Origin of the sequence: Rhodococcus sp. IEGM 1330, from assembly GCF_033142445.1 — a bacterium.
Lineage (GTDB): Bacteria > Actinomycetota > Actinomycetes > Mycobacteriales > Mycobacteriaceae > Rhodococcoides.
In genome coordinates this window covers 187,878-213,782 of record NZ_JAWLSB010000003.1, presented here as the reverse complement: position 1 = coordinate 213,782, position 25,905 = coordinate 187,878, and the positions used below count along the sequence as shown (strand labels likewise).

Sequence of the window (25,905 nt, the reverse complement as noted above, 5' to 3'; positions counted from 1 at the left end):
CGGAGTCGCTCTAGCGGTATTCGTTGGAGAAACCGTAGTCGTCGAGCGGCACTGCAGCGCCGGTTCCCTGGCCGAAGCCGTCCGGGCTGTAGTACTGATCGTCGTACGACGGCACCGCGTATGCCGCGGCACGTGCCTCTTCGGTCGGCTGCACCGTGATGTTCCGGTACCGGTTGATGCCGGTACCAGCCGGGATGAGCTTACCGATGATGACGTTCTCCTTGAGACCTATGAGCTTGTCGCTACGGCAGTTGATCGCCGCATCGGTGAGCACACGAGTGGTCTCCTGGAAGGACGCTGCCGACAGCCACGAGTCGGTGGCCAGCGACGCCTTGGTGATACCCATCAGGACCGGACGTCCGGCTGCGGGCTCGCCACCCTCGGAGACGACGCGACGGTTGCTCGACTCGAATTCGCTGCGCTCGGTGAGTGAACCGGGCAGGAATTCGGTGGAGCCGCTGTCGATGATCGTCACGCGACGGAGCATCTGGCGCACGATGGTCTCGATGTGCTTGTCGTGAATCGACACACCCTGCGACCGGTACACCTCCTGGACCTCGTTGACGAGGTGGATCTGCACCTGACGGGGACCCATCACACGCAGAACCTCGTGCGGATCGGCAGCACCTTCCATGAGCTGCTGGCCGACCTCGACGTGGTCACCGTCCGCCAAGAGGCGCTCGGTGCCGTCATCGTGCTTGAAGACACGCAGACGCTGACGCTTGGAGAGCTTGTCGTAGACAACCTCTTCGCCGCCGTCGTCCGGGACGATGGTGATCTTGTAGAAACGATCGCCGTCCTCGAGCTGAATGCGTCCCGACACGTCCGCGATCGGAGCCTTGCCCTTCGGCACACGTGCCTCGAACAGCTCCTGCACGCGAGGCAGACCACCGGTGATGTCATCTCCGGCGACACCACCCTGGTGGAAGGTACGCATGGTCAGCTGGGTTCCGGGCTCACCGATGGACTGTGCGGCAACGATACCGACGGCCTCACCGATGTCGACCAGCTTGCCGGTGGCCATCGAGCGGCCGTAGCAGGTGGCGCAGACGCCGGTTCCCGTGGTGCAGGTGAGCACCGAGCGAACCTTGACCGACGTGATGCCCGCAGCGAGCAGCGCGTCGATGGCCGGGTCACCGAGATCGTGTCCGCGAGCGACGATGACCGTGCCGTTCTCGTCGACAGCGTCGTTCGCCAAGGTGCGGGCGTACGTGCTGGTCTCGACGTGAGCGTCGCGGATCATCTTGCCGTCGGCCGTCTTCTCGGCGATCGTCGTGACGATGCCGCGCTCGGTGCCACAGTCGGTTTCCCGAACGATGACATCCTGCGAGACGTCGACCAGACGACGCGTCAGGTAGCCCGAGTCGGCGGTACGAAGCGCCGTGTCGGCCAGACCCTTACGAGCACCGTGCGTGTTGATGAAGTACTCGAGGACCGTCAGGCCTTCCTTGAAGGAAGACTTGATCGGACGCGGGATGAACTCACCCTTCGGGTTCGTCACCAAGCCCTTCATGCCGGCGAGCGAGCGAACCTGAGTCATGTTTCCGGCTGCGCCGGACTTCACGATCATCGGGATCGGGTTGTCGTCGGGGAAGTGCGCCTCCATGGCCTTACCGACCTGCTCGGTCGCGTCCTGCCAGATCTTGACCAGTGCGGAGTTGCGCTCGACCTTGTCGAGTGCGCCACGCTGGTACTTCTTCTCGATCTGATCGGCCTGAGCCTCGAAGGTCTCCATGATCTGCGGCTTCTCCGGCGGCACGAGCACGTCGGAGATCGAGATGGTGACACCCGAACGCGTGGCCCAGTAGAAGCCGGCGTCCTTGAGCTTGTCGACGGTCTGCGCGACGACGATCATCGGGTAACGCTCGGCGAGATCGTTGATGATGGTCGACTGACGCTTCTTCGGCATCTGCTCGTTGACGAACGGGTAGTCCGCCGGGAGCAGCTCGTTGAAGATGACGCGTCCCAGAGTGGTCTGCGCGGTCCACGCATCGCCACGAGTCCAGCCGTTGGGGAACAGCTCGTTCTCGATGTCGCGCGGGGGACGCTGGATCGTCAGACGAACACGGATCTGCGACTGCACCGTGAGCGATCCACGGTCGACGGCCATCTGTGCCTCGGCCGGGGAGGAGTACGCCCCGAACTCGGCGTGATCGGTCTTGGCGTCGGCACGCTCGCCGACAGCACCGGCGTCGAGACGCGTCAGGTGGTACAGACCCGTCACCATGTCCAGACGCGGCATGGCGAGCGGACGACCCGATGCCGGCGAGAGGATGTTGTTCGAGGACAGCATCAGCACGCGTGCCTCGGCCTGAGCCTCGGCGGACAGCGGGAGGTGGACAGCCATCTGGTCACCGTCGAAGTCGGCGTTGAACGCCTCACACACGAGCGGGTGCAGCTGGATGGCCTTGCCCTCGACGAGCTGCGGCTCGAACGCCTGGATGCCCAACCGGTGCAGGGTGGGTGCACGGTTCAGCAGCACGGGGTGCTCGGCGATGACCTCTTCGAGAACGTCCCACACCTGCGGACGCTGACGCTCGACCATGCGCTTGGCCGACTTGATGTTCTGCGCGTGGTTCAGATCCACCAGACGCTTCATCACGAACGGCTTGAACAGCTCGAGAGCCATCAGCTTCGGCAGACCACACTGGTGCAGCTTGAGCTGCGGTCCGACGACGATGACCGAACGGCCCGAGTAGTCGACGCGCTTGCCGAGGAGGTTCTGACGGAAACGACCCTGCTTGCCCTTGAGCAAGTCGGACAGCGACTTGAGCGGACGGTTACCCGGTCCGGTGACCGGACGTCCACGACGGCCGTTGTCGAACAGGGCGTCGACCGACTCCTGCAGCATCCGCTTCTCGTTGTTGACGATGATCTCGGGAGCACCGAGATCGATCAGACGCTTGAGGCGGTTGTTGCGGTTGATGACGCGGCGGTACAGGTCGTTGAGGTCGGACGTCGCGAAACGTCCACCGTCGAGCTGCACCATCGGACGAAGCTCCGGCGGGATGACCGGCACAGCGTCGAGAACCATGCCCATCGGTGAGTTACGGCCGTTCTGGAAGGCAGCGACGACCTTCAGACGCTTGAGCGCGCGCAGCTTCTTCTGACCCTTGCCACTGCGGATGGTCTCGCGAAGAGACTCCGCCTCGGCGTCGATGTCGAAGGTCTGCATGAGCTTCTGGATCGACTCGGCACCCATGGCACCGGTGAAGTACTCGCCGTACCGGTCGATGAGCTCGCGGTAGATGAGCTCGTCGACGATGAGCTGCTTGGGAGCAAGCTTGGTGAACGTGGTCCAGATCTCTTCGAGACGATCGAGCTCACGCTGCGCGCGGTCACGGAGCTGACGCATCTCGCGCTCGCCGCCGTCCTTGACCTTGCGGCGCACGTCGGACTTGGCACCCTCGGCTTCGAGTTCGGCGATATCGGCTTCGAGCTTCTGGGCCCGAGCCTCCAGATCGGCATCGCGCTGATCTGCGACGGCCTTCTTCTCGACCTCCATCTCGGCCTCGAGCGTCGACTGCTCGTTGTGACGGAGCTCGTCGTCGACCGTGGTGATGACGTAGGCAGCGAAGTAGATGATCTTCTCGAGATCCTTCGGAGCCAGGTCGAGCAGGTAGCCCAGACGCGACGGCACACCCTTGAAGTACCAGATGTGCGTGACGGGAGCCGCCAGTTCGATGTGGCCCATGCGCTCACGACGCACCTTGGCGCGAGTGACCTCGACGCCACAACGCTCACAGATGATGCCCTTGAAGCGGACGCGCTTGTACTTGCCGCAGTAGCACTCCCAGTCCCGAGTGGGGCCGAAGATCTTCTCGCAGAAGAGGCCGTCCTTCTCGGGCTTGAGCGTGCGGTAGTTGATGGTCTCCGGCTTCTTGACCTCGCCGTAGGACCACTGACGGATGTCGTCCGCAGTGGCAAGGCCAATGCGAAGTTCATCGAAGAAGTTGACGTCGAGCACGTAACTTCCTTTCCCCGTTATGGGTGTTGTGATACCGAATCAAAAACAAGAAATATCGCCCGGTGGGCCTGCATCGCTGCAGGCCCACCGGACCACAGAACTACTGTGCGAGGTCGTCGACCGTGGCAGCTTCGTTGCGGGAGAGGTTGATTCCCAGGTTGGCTGCGGCACGCTCGAGGTCTTCGTCGTCACCGTCGGCCATCGTGATGGCAGCGCCGTCCGAGGACAGCACCTCCACGTTGAGGCACAGCGACTGGAGCTCCTTGAGGAGCACCTTGAAGGACTCGGGGATACCGGGCTCAGGGATGTTCTCGCCCTTGACGATCGCTTCGTACACCTTCACGCGGCCGACAACGTCGTCCGACTTGATGGTGAGAAGCTCCTGCAGCGTGTATGCGGCACCGTATGCCTGCATGGCCCAGCACTCCATCTCACCGAAGCGCTGACCACCGAACTGCGCCTTACCACCGAGGGGCTGCTGCGTGATCATCGAGTACGGCCCGGTCGAACGAGCGTGGATCTTGTCGTCGACCAAGTGGTGCAGCTTGATGATGTACATGTAGCCCACCGACACCGGGTACGGGAACGGCTCGCCGGAGCGGCCGTCGAACAACGTGGCCTTTCCGTCGGATCCGACCATCTGCTCGCCGTCGCGGTTGGGAATCGTGCTCTCCAGCAGGCCGGCGAGCTGATTCTCCTTGGCACCGTCGAACACCGGGGTGGCGATGTTGCTGTCGGCCGGAGCCGCCAACATCTCCTCGGGCAGACGCTCGGCCCAATCGGGCTTCGTGCCGTCCGCGGCGATCTGGACGTTCCAACCGGTCTTGCCGATCCAACCCAGGTGGGTTTCGAGGACCTGACCGATGTTCATACGACGCGGAACACCGTGGGTGTTGAGGATGATGTCGATCGGGGTGCCGTCGGGCAGGAACGGCATGTCCTCCTGCGGGAGGATCTTGCCGATGACGCCCTTGTTGCCGTGACGGCCGGCGAGCTTGTCGCCGTCCTGGATCTTGCGCTTCTGAGCCACGTAGACGCGGACCAGCTCGTTGACGCCGGGAGGCAGATCGTCGTCGTCGTCGCGCGAGAAGACGCGGATGCCGATGACCTTTCCGTTCTCGCCGTGCGGAACCTTGAGCGAGGTGTCGCGAACTTCGCGAGCCTTCTCACCGAAGATGGCGCGCAGCAGGCGCTCTTCGGGGGTCAGCTCGGTCTCGCCCTTCGGCGTGACCTTTCCGACCAGCACGTCGCCGTCACGAACCTCGGCACCGATACGGATGATGCCGCGCTCGTCGAGGTCCGCGAGGACCTCGTCGGAGACGTTCGGGATGTCGCGAGTGATCTCTTCGGCACCGAGCTTGGTGTCGCGAGCATCGATCTCGTGCTCCTCGATGTGAATCGAGGTGAGAACGTCCTCTTCCACGAGGCGCTGCGACAGGATGATCGCGTCCTCGTAGTTGTGGCCCTCCCACGGCATGATCGCCAGCAGCAGGTTCTTGCCGAGTGCCATCTCACCGTTCTCGGTGCAGGGGCCGTCGGCGAGGACCTGGCCGGTCTCGACGCGCTGTCCCTCGTCCACGATCGGACGCTGGTTGGCGCAGGTGCCCTGGTTGGAGCGCGCGAACTTGCGCATCCGGTAGGTCTTACGGGTTCCGTCGTCGGCCATGACCGTGACGTAGTCCGCGGAGACCTCTTCGACGACACCGGTCTTCTCGGTGATGACGACGTCACCGGCGTCGACAGCTGCACGCAGCTCCATGCCGGTTCCGACGATCGGCGACTCGCTGCGAACCAGCGGGACGGCCTGACGCTGCATGTTCGCGCCCATCAGGGCACGGTTGGCATCGTCGTGCTCGAGGAACGGAATCATCGCGGTTGCGACGGAGACCATCTGGCGCGGCGAGACATCCATGTAGTCGATGTCGTCGGACGAGACGAACTCGACCTCGCCACCCTTACGACGGACGAGAATCTTGTCCTCGATGAAGCGACCCGAATCGTCGACCGGAGAGTTCGCCTGCGCGAGCGTGTGGCGATCCTCCTCGTCGGCGGTCAGGTAATCGACATCGTCGGTGACCTTGCCGTCGACGACCTTGCGGTACGGGGTCTCGATGAACCCGAACGGGTTGACGCGTGCGTACACCGAGAGCGATCCGATCAGGCCGATGTTCGGGCCTTCCGGGGTCTCGATGGGGCACATGCGGCCGTAGTGCGACGGGTGAACGTCGCGGACCTCGAGGCCGGCGCGCTCACGAGAGAGACCGCCGGGTCCCAGTGCCGACAGGCGACGCTTGTGCGTCAGACCCGACAGCGGGTTGTTCTGGTCCATGAACTGCGAGAGCTGGGACGTTCCGAAGAACTCCTTTATCGCAGCGACGACGGGACGGATGTTGATCAGGGTCTGCGGCGTGATCGCCTCGACGTCCTGAGTCGTCATACGTTCGCGCACGACGCGCTCCATGCGGGACAGGCCCACGCGGATCTGGTTCTGGATGAGCTCGCCGACGGTACGCAGACGACGGTTGCCGAAGTGGTCGATGTCGTCGACCTCGACCGGAACCTCGACGCCGTCGGGTGCGGTCATCGAGGTCTCACCTGCGTGCAGACGCACCAGGTACTCGATGGTCGCGACGATGTCTTCCTCGGTGAGGGTCGACGCCACGATGGGCTGACCCATGTTGAGGCCGAGCTTCTTGTTGATCTTGTAGCGACCCACGCGAGCGAGGTCGTAGCGCTTGTCCTTGAAGAACAGGTTCTCCAGCAGGGTCTGCGCCGACTCCTTGGTCGGCGGCTCGCCCGGACGCAGCTTGCGGTAGATGTCGAGGAGTGCCTCGTCGGTACCGGCGGTGTTGTCCTTCTCCAGCGTGGCCATGAGGATCTCGGAGAAGCCGAAGCGCTCCGTGATCTGCTCGGTGGACCAACCGAGAGCCTTGAGCAGCACCGTGACGGGCTGGCGACGCTTGCGGTCGATACGGACACCGACGGTGTCGCGCTTGTCCACGTCGAACTCGAGCCATGCGCCGCGACCGGGGATCACCTTGACGCTGTGCAGGTCCTTCTCGGTGGTCTTGTCGATCGAATGATCGAAGTAGACGCCCGGAGAACGCACCAGCTGCGACACCACGACACGCTCGGTGCCGTTGATGATGAAGGTGCCCTTGTCGGTCATCATCGGGAAATCACCCATGAAGACCGTCTGGCTCTTGATCTCGCCGGTGTTGTTGTTGATGAACTCGGCCGTGACGAACAACGGAGCCGCGTACGTCATGTCCTTGTCCTTGCACTCATCGGTCGAGGCCTTGACCTCGTCGAATCGTGGATCGGAGAAGGAGAGAGACATCGAGCCCGAGAAGTCCTCGATCGGAGAGAGCTCGGTCAGGATGTCCTCGAGTCCACCGGCGACACTGCTGTCTCCGCGGGCGGCGGCACGGTCACGCCAACTCTGCGCACCTACCAGCCATTCGAACGAATCCGTCTGTACATCGAGGAGACCGGGTACCTCCAACGGCTCGCGAATGTTCGCGAACGAAACCCTCCTCGGGGCTCCCGGTGTTCCGACAACTGCCTTGGTCTGGCTAGAGACTGCCAAGATGCGTCCTTCCAGCACCTCACGCGGGTCGCTCGTGCAGTGCGACCGCCGCTGTATCTGTTTGCTATATGTGGGGCGAATTTCGGCTGGTGCAACCAGACCGAATCCCCATCACAGCGGCCCGAAAACGTGCTTTCGGGTAACAGCGATCGAGAGGTGGACAGGAGGCAGCCAGCGCAACGTCCAAAGGTACCCCAAATGTGCGCACAGCGCAACGGGGGCATCAAAAGTAGCACCCGGGGTCCATTCGTGCGCTGACTCGGCGAAAGCGTGTCGCCTGCCGAACGCCCGATGCCGCTGGGGGTGCTCCTGACGACAAGAGTGAACCGTGCCGCCCCCTTCGTCAAGAGGTTCGGCCCGATCCGTTTTCGGTGAGACGGGTTTTTCGATGGACCCGTCCGGTCGGGGACGGGGGCACCGACGCCCCCGCCCCCTGCCGTCTACCGGTTGCTCTCGCGCCACCGCGTGGCCTCGGCGAGCGCGAACCCGTGAACATCCGCCAACTCGCCCAACCGCTCGACGCTGTCGCCGTCGAGGGTGGTGCCGATGCTGCGCAGTCCGAACTCACCCGACAATGCGATCAGCATCGTCTCGGCCATGCAGGCATACGTCAGCCCCGGAGCCAACCCGTAGGTCAACCCGAAATCCGAACCCGACGGCACCCGCACGATGCCGCCGTCGAACACCGTCACGTCGGGCCGCTCACTGCGCACGTCCCGGCCGATGTTCGGCGGCTGCGCCACATCGCAGACGATGGCGCCCTCCATCAGATCCGTCGGATCGATCAGCGCATGCGGTGCCGACGTCGCAGCGATGACGATCAACGAATCATGCACCGCAGCAACAGGATCGGTGAAGAACTCGACGTGCCGCGACCTGATGAGATCGTCCAGATCGCCGTCGACCGCGTGCGCGGCATCGGCCAGATCTCCCGAACCGGCACCGGCCCGAGCGCTCGACACCATCTCCTGCGCGGCCGCCCACAGCTTGGGCGCGATGACCGAACTCTCCCCCTGCCTACCGACCAGCACGATGCTGCCGACCTCGCCGGCCAACTGCTTGCCGATGGTTCGCCCGATCGCCCCGGCGGCACCGAGAATCGTCACCCGAGCCCGCGCGACATCGATACCGCGTTCACGGCACACGCGTCGAACAGCCCGCAGACTCGCCGCAGCGGTGAACGTGTTGCCGGTGGTGATCGGTCGCGTCGTCGCGCCGAGGCCCAACCCGTTCCCGGTGATCACCGACGAATAGCCGCCCAACCCGACAACAGTCGCACCGCGCGAGATCGCCAGCTCGACGGCCCCGCCCACCACTGCAAGCGCACGCTCGGTCGGCAGATGCAGCAACTGCTCGGAGGTGTACGGCAGCCCGATCAGATCGCCGTGCGCCGTCGCCTCCCCACCTCCGGCGACCCGGCCACTGCCGATGACGAACGACGCCGGTTCGAGCTCGGACGTCGACGCCGCGAACCGCTCGAGCAGATCCTGCCGCTCGCCGTGATCGAACACCTCGAGTGCCGGATCGAACGCCGCGAAGAACCCGAGATCGAGAGGATGCGCGATGAACGCGAAGCGTCGATCCGTCGGCCGCACAGCAATATCGGGCGTCCGACCCGGGCGCAACGCCGCGAGTGCCGGCGGAGTGGCGACGGTGGGACGGCCCAGCAGATGCCCGAACAATCCGTCCATGTCCCCCACCGCCGCATAGCCCAATGCCCGATCCATTGCTGCGACCAGACGCGAGCACTGCACCGCCGAGACCGTCAGCGGTGGTTCGATCCGAATCACCCTGTTACCGAACAGAGTCGGAGCCACTCGGATCCCCTCGACGTTGAGCAGATACGAGCAGATCAGCACGGCCAGATTGTGTTGATCGGCAATCGATCCCAGCAACGACTGGCGCCCGACGAAGTTCACGTCCGCGGTGAGTTCCATGCCCAGCAACAGTCCGCGACCGCGCACCTCGGTGACCACCGACGGATACTTCTCGGCCAGCGCGCTCAGATCGTTCTTCAACTGCCTCCCGACAACGGCCACATTCTCCACCACCGCGCAGTCGTCCCGAGTCAACTCGTCGAGAACCGCGATACCCACCCGTGCAGCCAACGCGTTCCCCGCGAAGGTCGACGTGTGGCGCAGCGCGAAACTCTCGTTCACCAGCCTCGGCGCACACAACACCGCACCCACCGGCACGATGCCGCCACCGAGCGCCTTGGCGACGGTCAGAATGTCCGGCACCACACCCTCGTGCTCCGACGCGAACATCCTGCCGGTCCGGCCGAGCCCGGTCTGCACCTCGTCGAGAGCCATCAGCACGCCGTGCCGATCACAGATCTCCCGCACGCGGCGCAGGTAACCGTCGGGCGGACACACCACTCCGCCCTCACCCTGAATCGGCTCCACCAGAAACACTGCGTAGTGCCCGGGTGCCGCCGCCAGGGCCGCGTCGAGCGCCTCCGAATCACCGAACTCGATGTGGTCGAATCCCTCGACGGGAGCACCGAAACCGCTCTGATACTTGATGTTTCCCGTCGCAGACAGAGCGCCGAGAGTCTTGCCGTGAAAACTGTTCCCGGTCGTCAGTACACCCAGCCGGCCGGTGTGCGCTCGCGCGATCTTGAGCGCCACCTCGGTCGCCTCGGTACCACTGTTGACGAACGTCGTTCGCGTCAATCCGTCGGGTGCGATGCGCCCCAACCGATCTGCCAGTTCACCAGCCGCGCTCAGCACCGAAGGCTGCACGAAAATCGCCTCCCCGCTGCAGCGAACGTCGTTGACCGCCTGCCAGATCGGCGTCGGACCGTGCCCGAACGGAAGGGCACCGTACGCCCCCGCGAAGTCGAGATAGCGACGACCCGAGGCGTCGAACAGGACTGTCCCGTCGCCCCGGACGTACTCGCGATCCAGATTCAGCGCAGACAACAGCCGATACAGTTCAGGATTGACGTGCTCGGCAAAGCCCGATCGACCGGACCTGGATTCCAGCACGGAAAAATCGATAGTTGTGTCAGTCATGACCAGCATGCTCCGTTTTCATCGGATCCACCCCTGGCTGTCGAGCTGAAAATGGTTGTCCCGAACAACCAGGGCCCGTCCCAAGCCAGGACGCAATCGCGATGGTAACTCGGTGGCAAGCCGGTCACAGATGTCCGAAAAGCAGACGAAAAAGCCCCGTCCGAGCAGGGCTTCTGCGTCGAACGGGGCCGGATCGAGTGCTGGTCGGGCTACTACTGATCGTCGATGGCCGACAGCTTCCAGGCGCCGTCGACCTTCTCCATGTTCACCGTCAACGGGCCCTCGGCACTGCCCGAGGCGACACCGTTCTGGGTGGCACTGATGTTCACATTGGCGATCAGTTCCGCCATGCCGTCCTCCAGCCGCGAGACTCCGATATCGGTGACCATGGCTTCGGTCCCCGTATCCGTCTGCACCACAGCAGATTTGGTGGTGTCGGCGGTGGAGTTGAACTCGTCGAGCATCGACTGATTGAGCACCGCACGGGCGGCATCGAAATCGGCATCGATCGTGGCGGCCTTGTACGTGTACAGCGTCTGCAGCGCATCGGTCGCGGCCGAGGTGACTTCCTGAGTCGCCGCGGAATCCACCCAGGCCGCATTGTCGATCGTGGCGAAGGGCTTGAACGCGGCAACGGCAGCGAACGCGCCGAGCACGACGGCGATGACCGCAACGATGATCACATGCTTGTAGCCGATCCCCGACGCCGACGCGGCGGACGAGTCGGTCGACGCGGAGTCGGCAGCAGGCTTCGCCGCAGCGGGTTCCTCGACAGCGGTCTTGTCGAGCACAGGCTTGTCGAGCGCAGGCTTCGCGGTTGCGGGCTTCTCCGCAGCAGGCTTGTCGGCAACAGGCTTGTCCGCCACAGGCTCGGTGGGCGGCGTCGTGGTGATCGTCGGCGTCTCGGTCGCAGCGGACCCCTCGGCACCGGTCGAATCCGTGTCGGAGCCGGCAGCAGTCGGCTTCCCGGTGCCGGCCACCTTGCGGCGAACTTTGCTGGTGGTGGTGGGTGGAACGATCTTGCGACGCTGGGGAGGCACTACAGAACTCCTTCGAAACTCACTTCGGTACAGACGGAAAACACCACTGCCGGGTATCTCAGTTGCCGCCGGTGTCCGGCTGGGGAGCCGGCGTCGCTTCCGCACTGGGGTCGGCCGCATTCGGATCGACCGCGTTCGGGTCGGCGGGGCCGCCCGGTTCGGTCGGGACGACGGGGTTGGTGTTCGGGTTGTCGAGCGAGATCCGCGAACCGATGGGATCGACCTTGTTGGCCTTCCACACCCCGTCGACCTCTTCCATGGCCAGACGCATCGTCAGCTTGCTTCGCTCGACGCGATCGGGCCAGGTGGTGGTTGTCGCGATGACCACCAGAGCGGTGGCAGTGTTCTCGTCCGTGCTCAGCTCCGTCAGCGTGCCGTGCAGCACCTCGGCCTCGCTCTTGGCACCGGACTGACGAACCTGATCGGTGATGCCCGAACGCGTCTGCTCGAGGTCGTTGAGCATCAGGTCGCCGGTGATGGACGACTTCATGTTGTCGAACGACTGATCGATAGCGGCCGCGTCGACCGTGTTGAGGTTGACGGCGGCCTGCTGAGCTCCGGTGAGCGCCGCGTCCCTGGTGTCCGCAGTGGGCTTCTGGCTCAGTAGCGCGCTGCCCCAGCCGTACCCGAAGAACACTGCCGCTGCGAGAGCGGCAACGGCTATCACCGTGACGACGGCAAACAGGATTTTCGCGGTCTTGTTGCGCCCTGGAGTCGCTGGGGACTCCAGGGCTTCGGTGCTCGAGTTCACACTTTCCACCCTACTACTCGGTAATATCCGGCCGAACCACTCTCGACCCGACGATAGTGCTGAGCAGCAGTTCCACCGATTCCACTACTTCGGCGTGACGCCGATCAGCGGTGCCAACTGGGTGGCGATGGGGTTGAGGTTGAGCTTCTCCGGATCGACCTTGGGCTTGAGGTCCCACGGCTGCGGCACGTCCGGATCGGCGAACACGATGCGGTTCGCGCTACGTACACCCGTCACACTGCCCTGCGGTGTAGCGCAGTTCGCGTCGAGGTTCAGGGGGTAGTTCTCCCGAGTCGGATCGAAGTTCGGGTTCTTCCGCTTCTCCTCGTCGAGGATCGCCTGGCTGCCCTCGTAGCCCACCGTGCAGGGCGGCGGGTTGTTGACCTCGAGCAGCAGACCCTGATGGATCGTGCCGTCGCCCGGAACGATAGTGGAGATGCCGGCACCGAGGGCAGGCAGGAACGTCAGGAACGGACGAAGCGCGACGTACCGCGGTTGGGCCTGAGCCGCAACCAGCGCAAGGTTGTTGATATCGGTGGTCAGCGCCGGACCGGCATCGGTGATGAGCCCTCCGAGCTGATCGCCCGCCGCGGTACCGGTATCGATCAGGCGGCGGATGTCGGGATCGCTGGACTTCAACTGAGCCGTCACCTCATCCAAGCTGGTGCTGAACTCACGAATCAGATCCGACTGCTCGGACTGAGTGTCGAGCACCGGCACCGCGTCGCGTACCAGCGCAAGCGTCTGCGGCAGCGCCTCGTTGCCTGCCTCGGAGATGTTCCCGAGCGAATCGACGAGAGACGCAAGATCTGAGCCCTTACCGTCGAATGCAACACCGAGCTCGTTGACGACCCGCGTGAGCGTGTCGAGAGGCACCGACCGGACCAGCGTGTTCGTGTTGGCGAGAACGTCCTCCACCGGCACTGGCGTGGTGGTGTCGGCCTGCGCGATCTGCGAACCGTCGACCAGGAACGGGCCCTGATCGGTCTCGGGCTGCAAGTCGACGTACTGCTCACCGATCGCAGACCGGTTGGCCACGACGGCCTTGGTGCCGGCCGGGATGTCGGGCCCACCGTTGTCGAGCATGAGCGCGACCCGGACGCCGTCCTGCGTCAGTTCCAGATCTCCGACGGTTCCCACCGGAACACCTCGGTAGGTGACCTCGGCGTTGGAGAAGATGCCACCGGAATCGGCGAGGTTCAGATCGACCTGGTACTGCCCGAAGCCCAGCATGTTGTCCAGCCGCACGTACTTGCCGCCGACGTAGATCAACCCAAGGACGGCGACCACGACGAACGCGACCAACTGAAAGCGAACCAGTTTCGATCTCACTGTCCAACTCCGAATCGCTCGAGCAGATCGTTCAACGGTGCCAACGGATCGAACGGCGCGGGCGCGGCGGCTGCGGCTGCCTGCTCGTTCGCAGGTGCACCCGGGCCGGGAACCGGTGACGGGATGATCGGCGGCAACGGCAGCAGTGAGATCGTCGGCCAACCCGGCCGAGGTCCGTTTCCGTTGTAGTACGGATTCGACGGGTCGACCACCGGCAGCGTGTTGCCGTACTTGGGCTGGACGTAGACCGGATCGCCTTCACCGACGCCGAAGTTGCGCAGGGCAGTTCCGATCGACAGGTCGAGTGAGAGGAACAGGTTGGCGGAGTTGCCCTCGATGATCTTCTCGGTGCCGTCGGCGAAGGGCAGCGTGGGAATAACCGATAGCGAAGTCACCACGTCGTCCGCCGAATCGGCCAGGGCCTGGAGCGTCGGGCGCAGGGCCCGCAGGTCCGCGATCAGATCGTCCTTGGAACGGTCGATGACGTCGGTGCCGACGGCTCCGAGACGGTCGAGCGCTCCGAGCATCTCGGTCAGCTGCGGACGCTGCTGCTCGAGAACCTCGGTGGCGATCGGCAGGTCCTTCAGCACTGCGTCGATCTTGTCGGTCTGCGTGTTGACGCGGCCGCTGAGAGTGTCGAGACCATCGATGGCGCGGGTGATGTCGTCACGCTGCTGGTTGAGGCCGTCGATCAACGTGTTCGCCTGCTGCAGAAGCTCTTTGGTCTTGCCTTCGCGGCCGTCGAAGGCCGTGCTCAGTTCCTTGATGATCGGCGAGAGCTGCCCGACGCCGCCACCGTTGAGCAGCAGCGAGAGCGCACCGAGTACCTGCTCGATGTCGGTCGCGTGGCGGGTGCGATCGAGCGGGATGGTGGCGCCGTCCTGCAGCCGCGCTGCTGCCTCGTCACCGGGAGGTGCCGAAAGCTGCACGAACTTCTCACCGAGCAGGTTCGTCTGCTGCACCGATGCGATCGCATTGGCAGGCAGGTCCACCTCCGAGTTCAGGATGACGTCGACATCGGCCGTCCACCCCTCGTTCGGGACGGAGATCGACGCGACTCGCCCTACTGCCACACCGTCGACCTTGACGGTCGACTGCGGGACGAGGTCGAGCACGTCGTCGAACTGCACCGTCAGGTTGAACGGGTTGTCACCGACATCGGCACCGCCGGGAAGCGGTACGGCGTAGATGCCGGCCGACGAGCACGCTCCGGCCGACAGCGCGACCACACAGACGCCCGCTCCGACTACCAAGGAACGCTTCACACGAGCTCGATTCCGTTTCACAGAGGTTCTCACTGTCCCCCACCTCCGATGTACGACTGCTCCAGTCCGGGCATCGAGCTGTTTCCGAGCCTCGGCGAGACGACGCCCGGAACGGTGCCCGGCACGGACACGTTCTGCTCGATGTCGTTGGTGAGAACACCGAACGGCAGCACGATCCGGTTCTGGTCGGCGATCGGTGCCTGGATCATGGTGGTGATGTTGGCGCACTGATCGATGATCGGCTGAATCTGCGCACCGAGGGCCTCGAAGCGCGGATCACCGGGAACCAGCTTGCCGAGATCGAGGAGCCGACAGACGGTGCCGAGCGGATCCTGGGTCTCGTCCTGGAGATTGGCGCGCGAGGCGAGCGTGCCGGACTCGGCGTCGTAGGCGTTCACCAGGTTGCTGATGGCCAACGGCAACAACGTGAGCGTTTGCACCAGCTGCTCGCGATTGTCGGCGAGCGTCTGAGTCGGAACCACGAGACCGTTTGCGGCATCGGTCAGTTCGGTCCGGTTGTCCGCGACGAACGTCGCCACGTCGCCGAGCGAGACAGACAGCTGTTGAAGCGCCGCTCCCAGGTCCTCCCGCTGGCCCGACAGGAAACCGGTCAGATCGGCCAACTGAGTGTTGAAGTTGCGTACCTGCTGATCGTTGACGGCCAAGGCACTGACGAAGGTCTGCAGGTTCTTGATCGTGTCGAAGACGTCGGTGCGCGAGTCGCTCAACGTCCGGCCGGCGGCCGAAAGCTGTGTGATGCTGTCGCCCAATGCTTCACCATTGCCGTCGAGATTCGCCGCACCGGTGTTGACGAGGTCGGTGAGTGCGCCGTCCTTGTTCGCACCGTCAGGACCGAGGGCGGTCGACAGGTCGTTGATGGACTTGTACAGCTCGTCGACCTCGACGGGTGTGGCGGTGCGGTCGCGACCGATCGTCGTGCCGTCGGCCATGGTGTCGCCGCCGGTGTAGACGGGCGAGAGCTGGACGTAGCGATCGGCGACGAGCGACGGGCTGACCTGCACGGCCTTGGCGTCGGTCGGGATGTCCACCCCGCGGTCGACGCGAAGGACGACCTCGACGTCGTCACCGAGTGGCGTGACGGACTCGACCGTACCGACCTTGACGCCCAGCACCCGTACCTCGGAGCCGGAGTAGATGCCGATCGACTTGTCGAAGTACGCGGTGATCTTGGTCGTGCCGGCCCTGGTGAACAACCACCAGCCGGCGACGGCCAGGACCAGCGCCACGATCACGACGACGGCGATCAGAGCGAGCTTGTTCTTGTTTTTCGGTGCTGCCTGCGTGTCAGTCATCAGTTCCCCGCCAACGTGTCGAGCGAGGGCTGGCGGTAGCCAGGTATCAACGGAACTCCGGGAGGTGTGATGTTGGCCAGCACGATATCGAGCCATCGACCGTTGCCGGTCACGTTCGTGTACAGCCGAATGAACGGTTCGTACAGCTTCAGCGCACGGTCGAGGTTGTCGTTGTTGCGCTGCAGGATGTCGATGACGCCGTTGAGCTGCTGCAACATCGGGTTGATGGTCGCCTCGTTGTCGCGAACCAGACCGGTCAGCTCCTGCGACACTCGCTGAGTGCCGGTGAGCAGCTGTGCAATGGCCTGCTGTCGATTGTTGAGCTCTTCGAGCAGCGGGCCGGCGTCGGTGATCAGCTTGTTGAACTCCTCGTTGCGGTCGGCCAGCACCTTCGACGTCTCACCGGTGGCCTCGAACAGTTTCTTGAGCTCCTCGTCGCGGCTGGCCACGGTCTGTGACAACCGGGTGACGCCGTCGAGCGAGGCACGGATGTTCGCAGGTGTCTCGGAAAACGCCTCGGACAAGGTCCGCATACTGGTTGCGAGCTGATCGGTGTCGATGTCGTTGATGGTCGACGCCGCATCGGAGAACGCGTCGATGACGTCGTACGGAGACGTGGTGCGCTCGAGCGGGATCGGGTCCTTGGGGCTCAGTGTCTCCGGTCCGCTCGGGTCGAGCGCCAGATACTTCTGTCCCAGCAGGGTCTTGATCGCGATGGCGGCCCGTGACTCGTTGCCGACCCAGGCGTCCTTCACCGTGAAGTCCACGAGCACCCGGTCGCCTTCGAGACGAACGTCGGTCACCTTGCCCACCTTGACGCCGGCGATGCGAACCTCGTTGGAGGGCTTGAGGCCTGCGGCCTCGCTGAACTCGGCGGTGTACACCGAACCAGCACCGATGATCGGGAGCCGGTCGAGAAAGAAGACCGACATCGTGGCCAGCAGGATGATCGCGATGCCCAGTGCACCGATGGTGGCCGGACTACGACGAGATTTCATTGTTTGATCCCCCCAGCTTTGCAACGCTCTGCCGAGTTCGTGTACAGCGGCTGGTTGACGGTCGGAAGCCCGGTCGGCAGATTCAGGTTCGGCGAGTAACCCGGTCCGGCGACTATGTCGATACCGCACAGGTAGAACGTGAACCAAGATCCCTGCTGGGCCGTGCGAATGAGCTTGTCGAGTTTGACGGGCAGAATGCCGAGGACTTTGTCCACGTCGTCGCTTCGGCGGTTGATGGTCTCGGACAGCGTGTTCAACGCGGTCACCGATCCCTGGATCGACGGCCGAGTCGGCTCGAGCAGGTCTGCGGTGGCGTTCGTCAGACCGGCCAGCGAGGTGACGGCGGAGCCGACCACGTCACGGTCGGCCGACAGGCCCGAGACGAGCTGCTGCGTGTTGACGATCAAGCTGTCGAGCTGACCGTCGTTCTGGTTGACCGTCGCCAGCACGTTGTTGAGGTTGGTGATGACCTGGCCGATGACCTGATCCTTGTCGGCGACGGTGTTCGTCAGGGTCGCCGTGTTGGTGACCAGTTCGTTGATGGTGCCCGACTCCCCCTGGAACACCTGAATGATCTGGTAGGACAGCTTGTTGACGTCGTCGGAGCTGAGCGTGGTGAACAGCGGCCGGAAGCCGTCGAACAGCGTGGTCAGATTCACCGCAGGCTTGGTCCGCTCCAACGGAATGGTGGCACCTTCGGTGATCTTCTGGCCCTGGTCCCCCGAGCCCTGCTCGATGGCGATGTAGCGCTGGCCCACCAGGTTCCTGAACCGGATGGTCGCCGTCGAGCTGGCCGGGAGCCACTCGCGACTGCTCAGTGTGAAGTCCACTTTCGCTTCGCGCTCGTTGGCAATCTCGATTTTGTCGACCTGGCCGACGCGAACGCCCGCGATCCGAATCTCGTCGCCCTCGTTGAGTGAGGTGACGTCGGTGAACACCGCGGAGAACTTGGTGCCGCCGCCGCCACTGGAATTGGCGATGGTGAAGGCAAGAGTGGCCGTAGCAATGATCGTGATCACGGCGAACACGACCAACTTGATGATCGGCGCGAGAAGGCCTCTCATGGCACGGTCACCTCCACTCCTCTCAGTGCCGGTGCGCCGATAGCGGCTGCCCACGACGGAATACTTTCTGGTGCAACACCACTCGCCTGTCCGTAGATCACGGCGAGAGTGTCACGCTCGAAGTCCGAGCCCTCGTAGCTCGCCGGCTGCGCGGATGCGGAGACGGCGGGAACGATGGAGCTCTGAGCCGACTTCGGTGGTCCCTGTCCTTCGATCACCTGCGGGCCCGGGTTGCGGGTCGGCACCTGGTAGGAACCGTCGTTGATCGAGCCTCCCGGATACTGCGGGAAGAACTCGCCCGGTGCTGCAGGCTCGAAGCACGTGGCTCCGCGATCGTCGAACAAGCGCGGCTCGTCCTGGTTCGGCAAGTAACGGCCCTTCGGGTTGACGAACGATGCAGACACGTTGATGCCGGGGTACTCGTCGCCCTCGCCGAGAACGACCGCGCCGCGCCTGGCACCTTCGGCGAACTGGCTGAACGTGCAGCCGAACGTCGGGGAGAACTCGGCAAGCAGCTCGAGCGCTTCACGAGAGTTCGCGGCCAATCCGATCAGGTTCTCGGAGTTGGTCTGCAGGAAGTCCGCGGTTGTGTAGGACGCCGAGGTCAGCGAGCCGTACAGCGTTTCGAGGCTGGACTGCCGCTCGACCACGGTGTTGCCCGTCGTCCGCAGGTTGTCCAGCGCCGAGATCAACTCGGGCGCAGCGTCTGCATAGGTCTGCGAGAAGTCGGCGAGCCCGACCAGGGTCTGCTGGATGTTCGGCAACTCCGTGTTCAGACCCGACACGATGTTGGTCAGATTGTCGATCGTCGTCCCGAGCTGCTCGCCGCGCCCGCTGAGGCCCTGCGCCAACGATCCGAGGGTGTTCGCCAGATCCTGCGGCGGAATCGCCTGCAGCAGTGGAAGCAAGCCGTCGAGCAATTGCCCGACCTCGATGGCGTTCCCACTGGTGTCCTGCTGAAGGACCGTGCCCTCGGTGATCGGCGACGCAGAGTCGTTCTCGGGCACGATCAGCGCGACGTAGCGCTCACCGAACAGTGTCTTGGGAAGCAACCGCGCCGTCGCGTTGGACGGAATCAATGGAGCCTTGTCCGGGTCGATGGCGAGCCGAGAGGTGACCACACCGTCGACGGTGGACGCCGAGCGCACCTCGCCGACGATCATTCCGCGCACCTTGACATCCGCGTTCATCGGCAGAGCGTTTCCGACCGAGTCGGTTTCGAGGCTGACGTTCACCACCGACTTGAACGTCTTGTTGTAGGACGTGATGCTCCATCCCAAGAACAGGATGAGCACCAGAAAGAACGCCAAACCGAGCAGTACTCGCTTCAATCGCGACGGCGAGTCGATCATCCCGCAACCCTCACTGTGGTGGTCGTGCCCCAGATGGCGAGGCTCAAGAAGAAGTCCAGCACCGCGATCGTGACGATCGCGGTACGAACGGCACGGCCTACGGCCACACCGACGCCGGCAGGTCCGCCGGAGGCGTGGTAGCCGTAATAGCAGTGGATCATGATCAGAACGAAGGCGAATATCAGCACCTTCAGGAACGAATACAGCACGTCTTCCGGAGGTAGGAAGAGGTTGAAGTAGTGGTCGTAGGACCCCGTGGACTGCCCGTTGAAGATGGTGCTGATCCCTCGGGACGCGACGTAAGACGCCAGCAGTCCGACGATGTAGAGCGGGATGACGGCCACGAAGCCGGCGATCATGCGGGTGGTCACCAGGAACGGCACGCTGGGTACTGCCATCACCTCGAGCGCATCGATCTCCTCCGAGATCCGCATGGCACCGAGCTGGGCCGTGAAGCCACAGCCGACGGTGGCCGACAATGCCAGTCCTGCGACGATCGGCGCGATTTCACGGGTGTTGACGTACGCGGACAGGAAGCCGGTGAGCACGGAGCTACCGAGCTGCTCAAGTGCGGCGTAGCCCTGCAGGCCGACGACGATGCCGGTGAAGCCGGACATCATCACGATCACTCCGATGGTTCCGCCGATGACGGCGAGCGCACCGCTGCCGAAGGTGACCTCCGCCAGCAGGCGGAGCACCTCCTTCTTGTAGTGCACCGCGGTCTTGGGAATCCACCCGATGGCCCGCAGGTAGAACGACATCTGCTCGCCTGCACGATCGAGCACGTTGAGCGGGGCATTGCCGACGCGCTTGACGCGCATCAGCGTGCGGTCACCGCGACCTCTTGCGATCGTCATCGCGGTTACGCTCCCTTCGCTGGGACGACCTGGAGATACACCAGGGTCAGGATGAGGTTGGCGAAGAAAAGCAGCAGGAACGTGATGACAACCGTCTGGTTCACTGCCTCCCCGACGCCCTTGGGTCCAGGATTGGGATTGAGCCCCTTGTAGGAGGCGATGATGCCCGCGATGAGTCCGAAGATCGCCGCTTTGGCTTCTGCGACATAGAGATCCGGGAGCTGCGCCAGCGCCCCGAAGGATGCCAGGTACGCACCGGGGGTACCGCCCTGGAGGATCACGTTGAAGAAGTAACCGCCGGCGATGCCGACGACCGAGACCAGACCGTTGAGCAACAGTGCGACGAGGATCATCGCGAGCACTCGCGGAACGACGAGGCGATGCACCGGGTCGATGCCCAGCACCCGCATGGCGTCGATCTCCTCGCGAATGGTGCGCGAGCCGAGGTCGGCGGTGACAGCAGAGCCGGCGGCACCGGCCACCAGCAGCGCGGTCACGATCGGACTGCCCTGCTGAATGACCGCGAGCACGCTGGCCGCGCCGGTGAACGACTCGGCGCCGAGCTGCTTGATGAGCGATCCGGTCTGCAGCGACACGACCGCGCCGAACGGAATCGCGACGAGCGCCGTCGGCAGAATCGTGACGCTGGCGATGAACCAGGCCTGCTCGATGAATTCACGGAACTGGAACGGCCTACGGAAGGTGTTCCGAACCACCTCGACGAACAGTTCGACGATATTGCCGGCTTGAGCCAGAGCGGCGTTCGCCGGAGCGAACGCGGACTTCTTCGATCCCCCCATGTCTGCTATTGACCCCGACCCTGTGTCGGAGCTTGGTAGCCCGGCTGGTCATGACCTTGGCCGCTGTAACCCTGCTGGTCGTAGCCCTGCTGGCCGTAGCCCTGCTGGTCGTAACCCTGCTGGCCATAGCCCTGCTGGTCGTAGCCCTGCTGGTCGTAGCCCTGCTGGTCGTAGCCCTGCTGGTCGTAGCCCTGCTGCTGATCCGCGTACGCGGGGTACCGCTGACCGGGGTCGGTGGTGTCGAGGCTTTCCTGGATCGCGACCTGAGCACTGTGCGGCAGCGTGTGCATGATCTGGCGGACGCGTTCCTGCCTGCGTCCGACGGCTTGGCGCACCGGAGTACCCGGGGTGGCCTTCATCTGCGGGACGATGCCTTCGACGTCGTCGACGCCACCGGCGTGGTGCCCGGCGTCGACCATGGCCTGCTCCTGCGCCATCTGCGCCTCGTCCTTCTCCTCCGACATGCCGATCGGACCGATCATCGTTCCGTTGAGGAACTGCTTGACCACCGGCTCGTCGCTCGTCAACAACACCTCACGCGGGCCGAACATGACCAGCTGGCGACGGAAGAGCATGCCGATGTTGTCGGGCACCGTCCGAGCGAGGTTGATGTTGTGCGACACGATCAGGATCGTGGCGTCGATCTCGGCGTTGATGTCGATCAGGGTCTGCGAAATGTAGGTGGTACGAACGGGATCGAGGCCGGAGTCCGGCTCGTCGACCAGGATGATCTCGGGATCGAGAACCAGAGCGCGGGCGAGTCCGGCGCGCTTGCGCATACCGCCGGAGATCTCGCCGGGCAGCTTGTCCTCGGCACCGAGCAGACCCGTCAGTTCCAGCTTCTCCATGACGATCTTGCGGATGTCGGACTCGGACTTCTTCGTGTGCTCGCGGAGCGGGAACGCGACATTGTCGTAGAGGTTCATCGAGCCGAACAGTGCGCCGTCCTGGAACAGCACACCGAAGAGCTTGCGGATCTCGTAGAGCTCACGTGAGGAGCACTGCAGGATGTCGGTTCCGTCGATGAAGATCTTGCCCTGCTCGGGCCGGAGGAGGCCGATCAGCGACTTCAGGAAGACCGACTTACCGGTTCCGGACGGACCGAGGAGGGCACTGACTTCACCCTTCGGCAGGGTCAACGTCACGTCCTGCCAGATCTTCTGTACACCGAAAGACTTGGTCAATCCCTCGACCGAAACCTCGACTCCCACGCTGACCTCCACAATTCGTACACATCGACCCAGATGTGGGTTGCGTCACTGTAACCCATGCACGTGTCCGCTCCGACACAGGAGCTTACCGCCCAGTAAGAACTTCCCCGAGTCAGGCTGTAGAGCTTGCATCAGTGTGGCTCATCTCACGCGGCACGGTCGCCGACTCGCCAGAACTGTGACAAGTCCCTGCGCTACAAATCTGTGACACGCCACAAACAATGACGGCCGAAACCCTTCGGAACGCTTCGGACTTCGGCGAGGTCGAGTAAACAGTGGCGCGGAGCGAGTGTCACGCGATCCGGCGGAGTCCGTGATCGATCACAACGACGAGTCAACCGGGGCCACCGGAAACACAGAAAAGGGACCGTCCCCACCGAAGTGGGAACGGTCCCTCGACTCGCTCTCGATTTCAGAGCGTGAAGTACGACTGCAACGAAGCGGTCTTACTTGACGGAGATCTTTGCGCCGGCAGCTTCCAGCTTCTCCTTGGCAGCCTCGGCTGCATCCTTGGCGACCTTCTCCAGGATTGCCTTCGGAGCGCTCTCGACGAGGTCCTTGGCTTCCTTCAGGCCGAGGCCGGAGACGACCTCACGGACGACCTTGATGACCTGGATCTTCTTGTCGCCGGCCGACTCGAGGACGACGTCGAACTCGTCCTGCTCCTCGGCAGCCTCAGCCGGAGCACCGGCTGCGCCTGCTGCTGCAACTGCGACGGGAGCGGCTGCGGTGACCTCGAAGGTCTCCTCGAATGCCTTCACGAACTCGCTGAGCTCGAGGAGGGTGAGCTCCTTGAACTGGTCGAGCAATTCTTCGGTGCTGAGCTTCGCCATGGTGGCGGGTCCTTCCTGTAAGTACCTGGTCGCTGATCCGCGACTGGTGTTCGGTGATGGTGTGGAGCTGAGCTGTTCGCCGATACCAGCGGATCAGCTTTCGGCGGGAGCTTCCGCCGGTGCTTCTGCTTCTGCAGGCGCCTCGGCTGCGGCGGGTGCGCCGGCAGCCTTCTTCTCCTGCAACGCGAACGCCAAACGCGCGAACTGCGATGCGGGAGCGTTGAACAGGCCTGCAGCCTTCGACAAGTTGCCCTTCATGGCGCCGGCGAGCTTGGCCAACAGGATTTCGCGCGACTCGAGGTCTGCGATCTTGTTGATCTCGTCCACGGACAGCGTTGCGCCGTCCATGTAGCCGCCCTTGACGATCAAGGCCTTGTTGTCCTTCGCGAAGGCCTTGATGGCCTTCGCAGCGTCGACCGGCTCGCCCTTGATGAATGCAATGGCGGTCGGTCCGACGAACAAGTCGTCGAGGCCGGTGATGCCGGCCTCGGCTGCTGCGCGCTTGACCAGGGTGTTCTTGGCGACGGAGTACGTGGCACCTTCGCCGAGCGCACGCCGGAGCTGAGTCAGACCGGACACCGACAGGCCACGGTATTCCGTGACGACGGCAGCCGTCGAACCCTTGAACTGTTCGGTGATCTCCGATACTGCTGAGACCTTTTCGGGCTTTGCCATACTTCGCCTCCTCTCGTGGGAAGTTGTGTCGATCGCGAGAGGGCCGGAAAACGACGAACGCCCCGGCGCAAGAAGCACACGGGGCGTGAACGAGCGGGCAGCCACGAGGACTGCATACAGGTTCCCTACCTCGTTCTCCTGCGTGGGCCGTCCGACGCGATCTCGGACCTTCAACCGCGCAACTCCCGGAAGTGAATCCTTCGAGAAGGCGGTGACCAACGGTCTTGGGTAGAACTTGATTGGGCGGTCAGGGCACCAGTGCGAGCACTCGTGATCCGAACCGTAGACCAGGCTACAACACGTTCGGTGTCAACTCCAAAACGTTCAGCTATCGCACCGTCATATGCGCACCCCGTAGAGAACCAGGTTGCGCTCGTAGCTGCCCACGGCTGCATCGAAGTCACCCGAACAGGTGATGAGCCGGATCTCGTCGGCAGGCACCGCCCCGAATACGAGCGCCGTCGGAAACTCGGCTTTCCCGTAGTCACCGATCTCGTCGATGCGGTACTCGGCTCGACCACCCGCCTCGTCCTCGACCGAGACGACATCGCCGGTTCCGAGTTCCGACAGACGATCGAACACCGCGGGACCGGTCGTCGAGTCGACGTGCCCGGCTATCACCGTCGGACTTCCGATCGCGCCGGGTCGGCCACCTCCGGTGAACCACCCGACGTCGTCGTAGTCGGTGGGCACCTGCATCTCCCCCGATTCGGTGAGACCCAGGCCGATCAACGGCTCGTCGAGACCGATGTCCACCGCGCTCACCCGAGTCGGGGCCGGTCCCACCGAGTCCACGGCAGGCGCAGTCGGGGCAGCGCCCGACGACGGCGGCGAGGACACGGGGGCGGCCGGTACCGGTGGCGATGGCGGTGGCGATGGCGGTGGCGATGGCGGTGGCGAGGAACAGCCCACCACCACCGCCGCGGCCGCAGCCGCGATCAGAACCGAATATCTCAGCTCCGCACCTCGCGTCGAGCCGCGAACGTCACGCCCGCGACGACCATCGCACCCAGAGCCACCGCGCCGACGACGGGCAGCACCGAGCTCGACGCCGAATCGGACGCTGCGATCGCCGACCCACCGCCACCGGTCGCAACGGACCCGACCGGAATCTGGGTGAGCTGGCCGCGCACCGCTCCCGCCGCGAAGTCGACGGTGTGGGTGTCGGCGGCGAAGGCCGCGGGATCGGCTTCGATCTGATCGAGGGTGAATCCGGTACCGCTGTCGGCGGTGGCGCCGGCCGGAGTGAGGCCGGTGGTGAACGGTCCCTGCATGCAGCCGCTGCTGGTACGCGGGCCGTCGCCGATGGGGGTGGGGTTCGGGAATGCCAGACGCGGAGGTCCTGCTGCGCCCGCCGCCGCCTGGTGAAGGTGCGTGGCGGTCTTGGCCGGGCTCATGTAGTCGCCGGTCACGCCCTCGAGCGCAATGTCGTAGCAGACGATGTCGAGGTCGGAGTTGATGCGCAGCGTGAAGGTACCCATCGCGCCGGGCTGCCCCGGAGTGGCGACGCCCTCACCGTTGAGCACCTGGTCGGGAGTGGCCATGGCCGTGAATGCGCTGGTGAAGGAATCCGGTTCGGCGACAGGCGTATCGGCACCGGCCGGGGCAGCGGCGAACAGCATCAGGGCCGCGGTACCACCGACGAGCACTGTGGCGGTGGATCGGATCGACATTGCCGGGCGTGGGATCGAGCGTCTGGTCATCTCGTGTGCCTTCCGTGGGAGTATCGGGCAAGCGAGCCCGTGCAAGGTGTACGGGCGCCGATGCCAGAATGTTCAAAGCTCGGTAAAGAAAGATTTTTCGCCCTCGACATGAACGTCCGAGGGTCAACCGACGTATCC

The 25,905-nt window shown here is 64.1% G+C and carries 18 protein-coding genes; all 18 read right to left on the bottom strand.

The features are described 5' to 3' along the window. Positions 1 to 10 precede the first annotated feature (10 nt). A complete protein-coding gene (locus R4P57_RS09155; protein ID WP_317802523.1) occupies positions 11 to 3,967 on the bottom strand; it encodes a DNA-directed RNA polymerase subunit beta' in 3,957 nt (1,318 codons plus the stop codon). A gap of 100 nt (positions 3,968 to 4,067) precedes the next feature. Further along, positions 4,068 to 7,574 carry a DNA-directed RNA polymerase subunit beta gene (gene rpoB / locus R4P57_RS09150; protein ID WP_317802522.1) on the bottom strand — a complete coding sequence of 1,169 codons (3,507 nt, stop codon included), beginning with the start codon at positions 7,572 to 7,574 and terminating at the stop codon, positions 4,068 to 4,070. Positions 7,575 to 7,996: 422 nt separating this feature from the next. Then, positions 7,997 to 10,573, bottom strand: coding sequence for an aminotransferase class III-fold pyridoxal phosphate-dependent enzyme (locus tag R4P57_RS09145; protein ID WP_317802521.1), 2,577 nt, complete (start codon positions 10,571 to 10,573; stop codon positions 7,997 to 7,999). A gap of 212 nt (positions 10,574 to 10,785) precedes the next feature. Beyond that, a complete protein-coding gene (locus R4P57_RS09140) occupies positions 10,786 to 11,613 on the bottom strand; it encodes a hypothetical protein (protein WP_317802520.1) in 828 nt (275 codons plus the stop codon). Positions 11,614 to 11,671: 58 nt separating this feature from the next. Further along, positions 11,672 to 12,364 (bottom strand): hypothetical protein, encoded by a 693-nt coding sequence (locus tag R4P57_RS09135; RefSeq protein WP_317802519.1) that lies wholly within the window; start codon positions 12,362 to 12,364, stop codon positions 11,672 to 11,674. Positions 12,365 to 12,448: 84 nt separating this feature from the next. Beyond that, the gene (locus R4P57_RS09130; protein ID WP_317802518.1) at positions 12,449 to 13,696 is read right to left on the bottom strand and encodes an MCE family protein; all 1,248 of its coding nucleotides are present in this window, start codon (positions 13,694 to 13,696) and stop codon (positions 12,449 to 12,451) included. Further along, on the bottom strand, positions 13,693 to 14,961 hold the full coding sequence (locus tag R4P57_RS09125) for an MCE family protein (RefSeq protein ID WP_317802517.1): 1,269 nt from the start codon (positions 14,959 to 14,961) through the stop codon (positions 13,693 to 13,695). Before R4P57_RS09125 ends, R4P57_RS09130 begins: the two co-directional genes overlap by 4 nt. Before the next feature lie 29 nt (positions 14,962 to 14,990). Continuing rightward, positions 14,991 to 16,274: an MCE family protein gene (locus tag R4P57_RS09120; RefSeq protein WP_317802516.1), complete on the bottom strand. Its 1,284-nt coding sequence runs from the start codon at positions 16,272 to 16,274 to the stop codon at positions 14,991 to 14,993. Beyond that, positions 16,274 to 17,272 (bottom strand): MCE family protein, encoded by a 999-nt coding sequence (locus R4P57_RS09115; RefSeq protein ID WP_283276993.1) that lies wholly within the window; start codon positions 17,270 to 17,272, stop codon positions 16,274 to 16,276. The genes R4P57_RS09120 and R4P57_RS09115 overlap by 1 nt, the downstream gene beginning before the upstream one ends. Then, entirely contained in the window at positions 17,269 to 18,336 is a 1,068-nt protein-coding gene (locus R4P57_RS09110) for an MlaD family protein (protein ID WP_317802515.1), read from the bottom strand. Before R4P57_RS09110 ends, R4P57_RS09115 begins: the two co-directional genes overlap by 4 nt. Then, positions 18,333 to 19,688, bottom strand: a complete 1,356-nt coding sequence (locus tag R4P57_RS09105) for an MCE family protein (protein WP_317802514.1) — start codon at positions 19,686 to 19,688, stop codon at positions 18,333 to 18,335. Before R4P57_RS09105 ends, R4P57_RS09110 begins: the two co-directional genes overlap by 4 nt. Next, entirely contained in the window at positions 19,685 to 20,545 is an 861-nt protein-coding gene (locus R4P57_RS09100) for an MlaE family ABC transporter permease (RefSeq protein ID WP_027498223.1), read from the bottom strand. The genes R4P57_RS09105 and R4P57_RS09100 overlap by 4 nt, the downstream gene beginning before the upstream one ends. A gap of 5 nt (positions 20,546 to 20,550) precedes the next feature. After that, positions 20,551 to 21,345 carry an MlaE family ABC transporter permease gene (locus R4P57_RS09095; protein ID WP_283276987.1) on the bottom strand — a complete coding sequence of 265 codons (795 nt, stop codon included), beginning with the start codon at positions 21,343 to 21,345 and terminating at the stop codon, positions 20,551 to 20,553. A gap of 5 nt (positions 21,346 to 21,350) precedes the next feature. Beyond that, positions 21,351 to 22,556, bottom strand: a complete 1,206-nt coding sequence (locus tag R4P57_RS09090) for an ABC transporter ATP-binding protein (protein WP_317802513.1) — start codon at positions 22,554 to 22,556, stop codon at positions 21,351 to 21,353. A 446-nt stretch (positions 22,557 to 23,002) separates the two neighbouring features. Beyond that, positions 23,003 to 23,389, bottom strand: coding sequence for a 50S ribosomal protein L7/L12 (rplL, locus tag R4P57_RS09085; RefSeq protein ID WP_032380460.1), 387 nt, complete (start codon positions 23,387 to 23,389; stop codon positions 23,003 to 23,005). A gap of 93 nt (positions 23,390 to 23,482) precedes the next feature. Beyond that, a complete protein-coding gene (rplJ, locus tag R4P57_RS09080; protein ID WP_032380459.1) occupies positions 23,483 to 24,064 on the bottom strand; it encodes a 50S ribosomal protein L10 in 582 nt (193 codons plus the stop codon). 339 nt (positions 24,065 to 24,403) lie between these two features. Continuing rightward, complete coding sequence (locus R4P57_RS09075) at positions 24,404 to 24,904, bottom strand: class F sortase (RefSeq protein ID WP_317802512.1); 501 nt, start codon at positions 24,902 to 24,904, stop codon at positions 24,404 to 24,406. 113 nt (positions 24,905 to 25,017) lie between these two features. After that, entirely contained in the window at positions 25,018 to 25,767 is a 750-nt protein-coding gene (locus R4P57_RS09070; protein ID WP_317802510.1) for a CHRD domain-containing protein, read from the bottom strand. Positions 25,768 to 25,905: the final 138 nt, after the last annotated feature.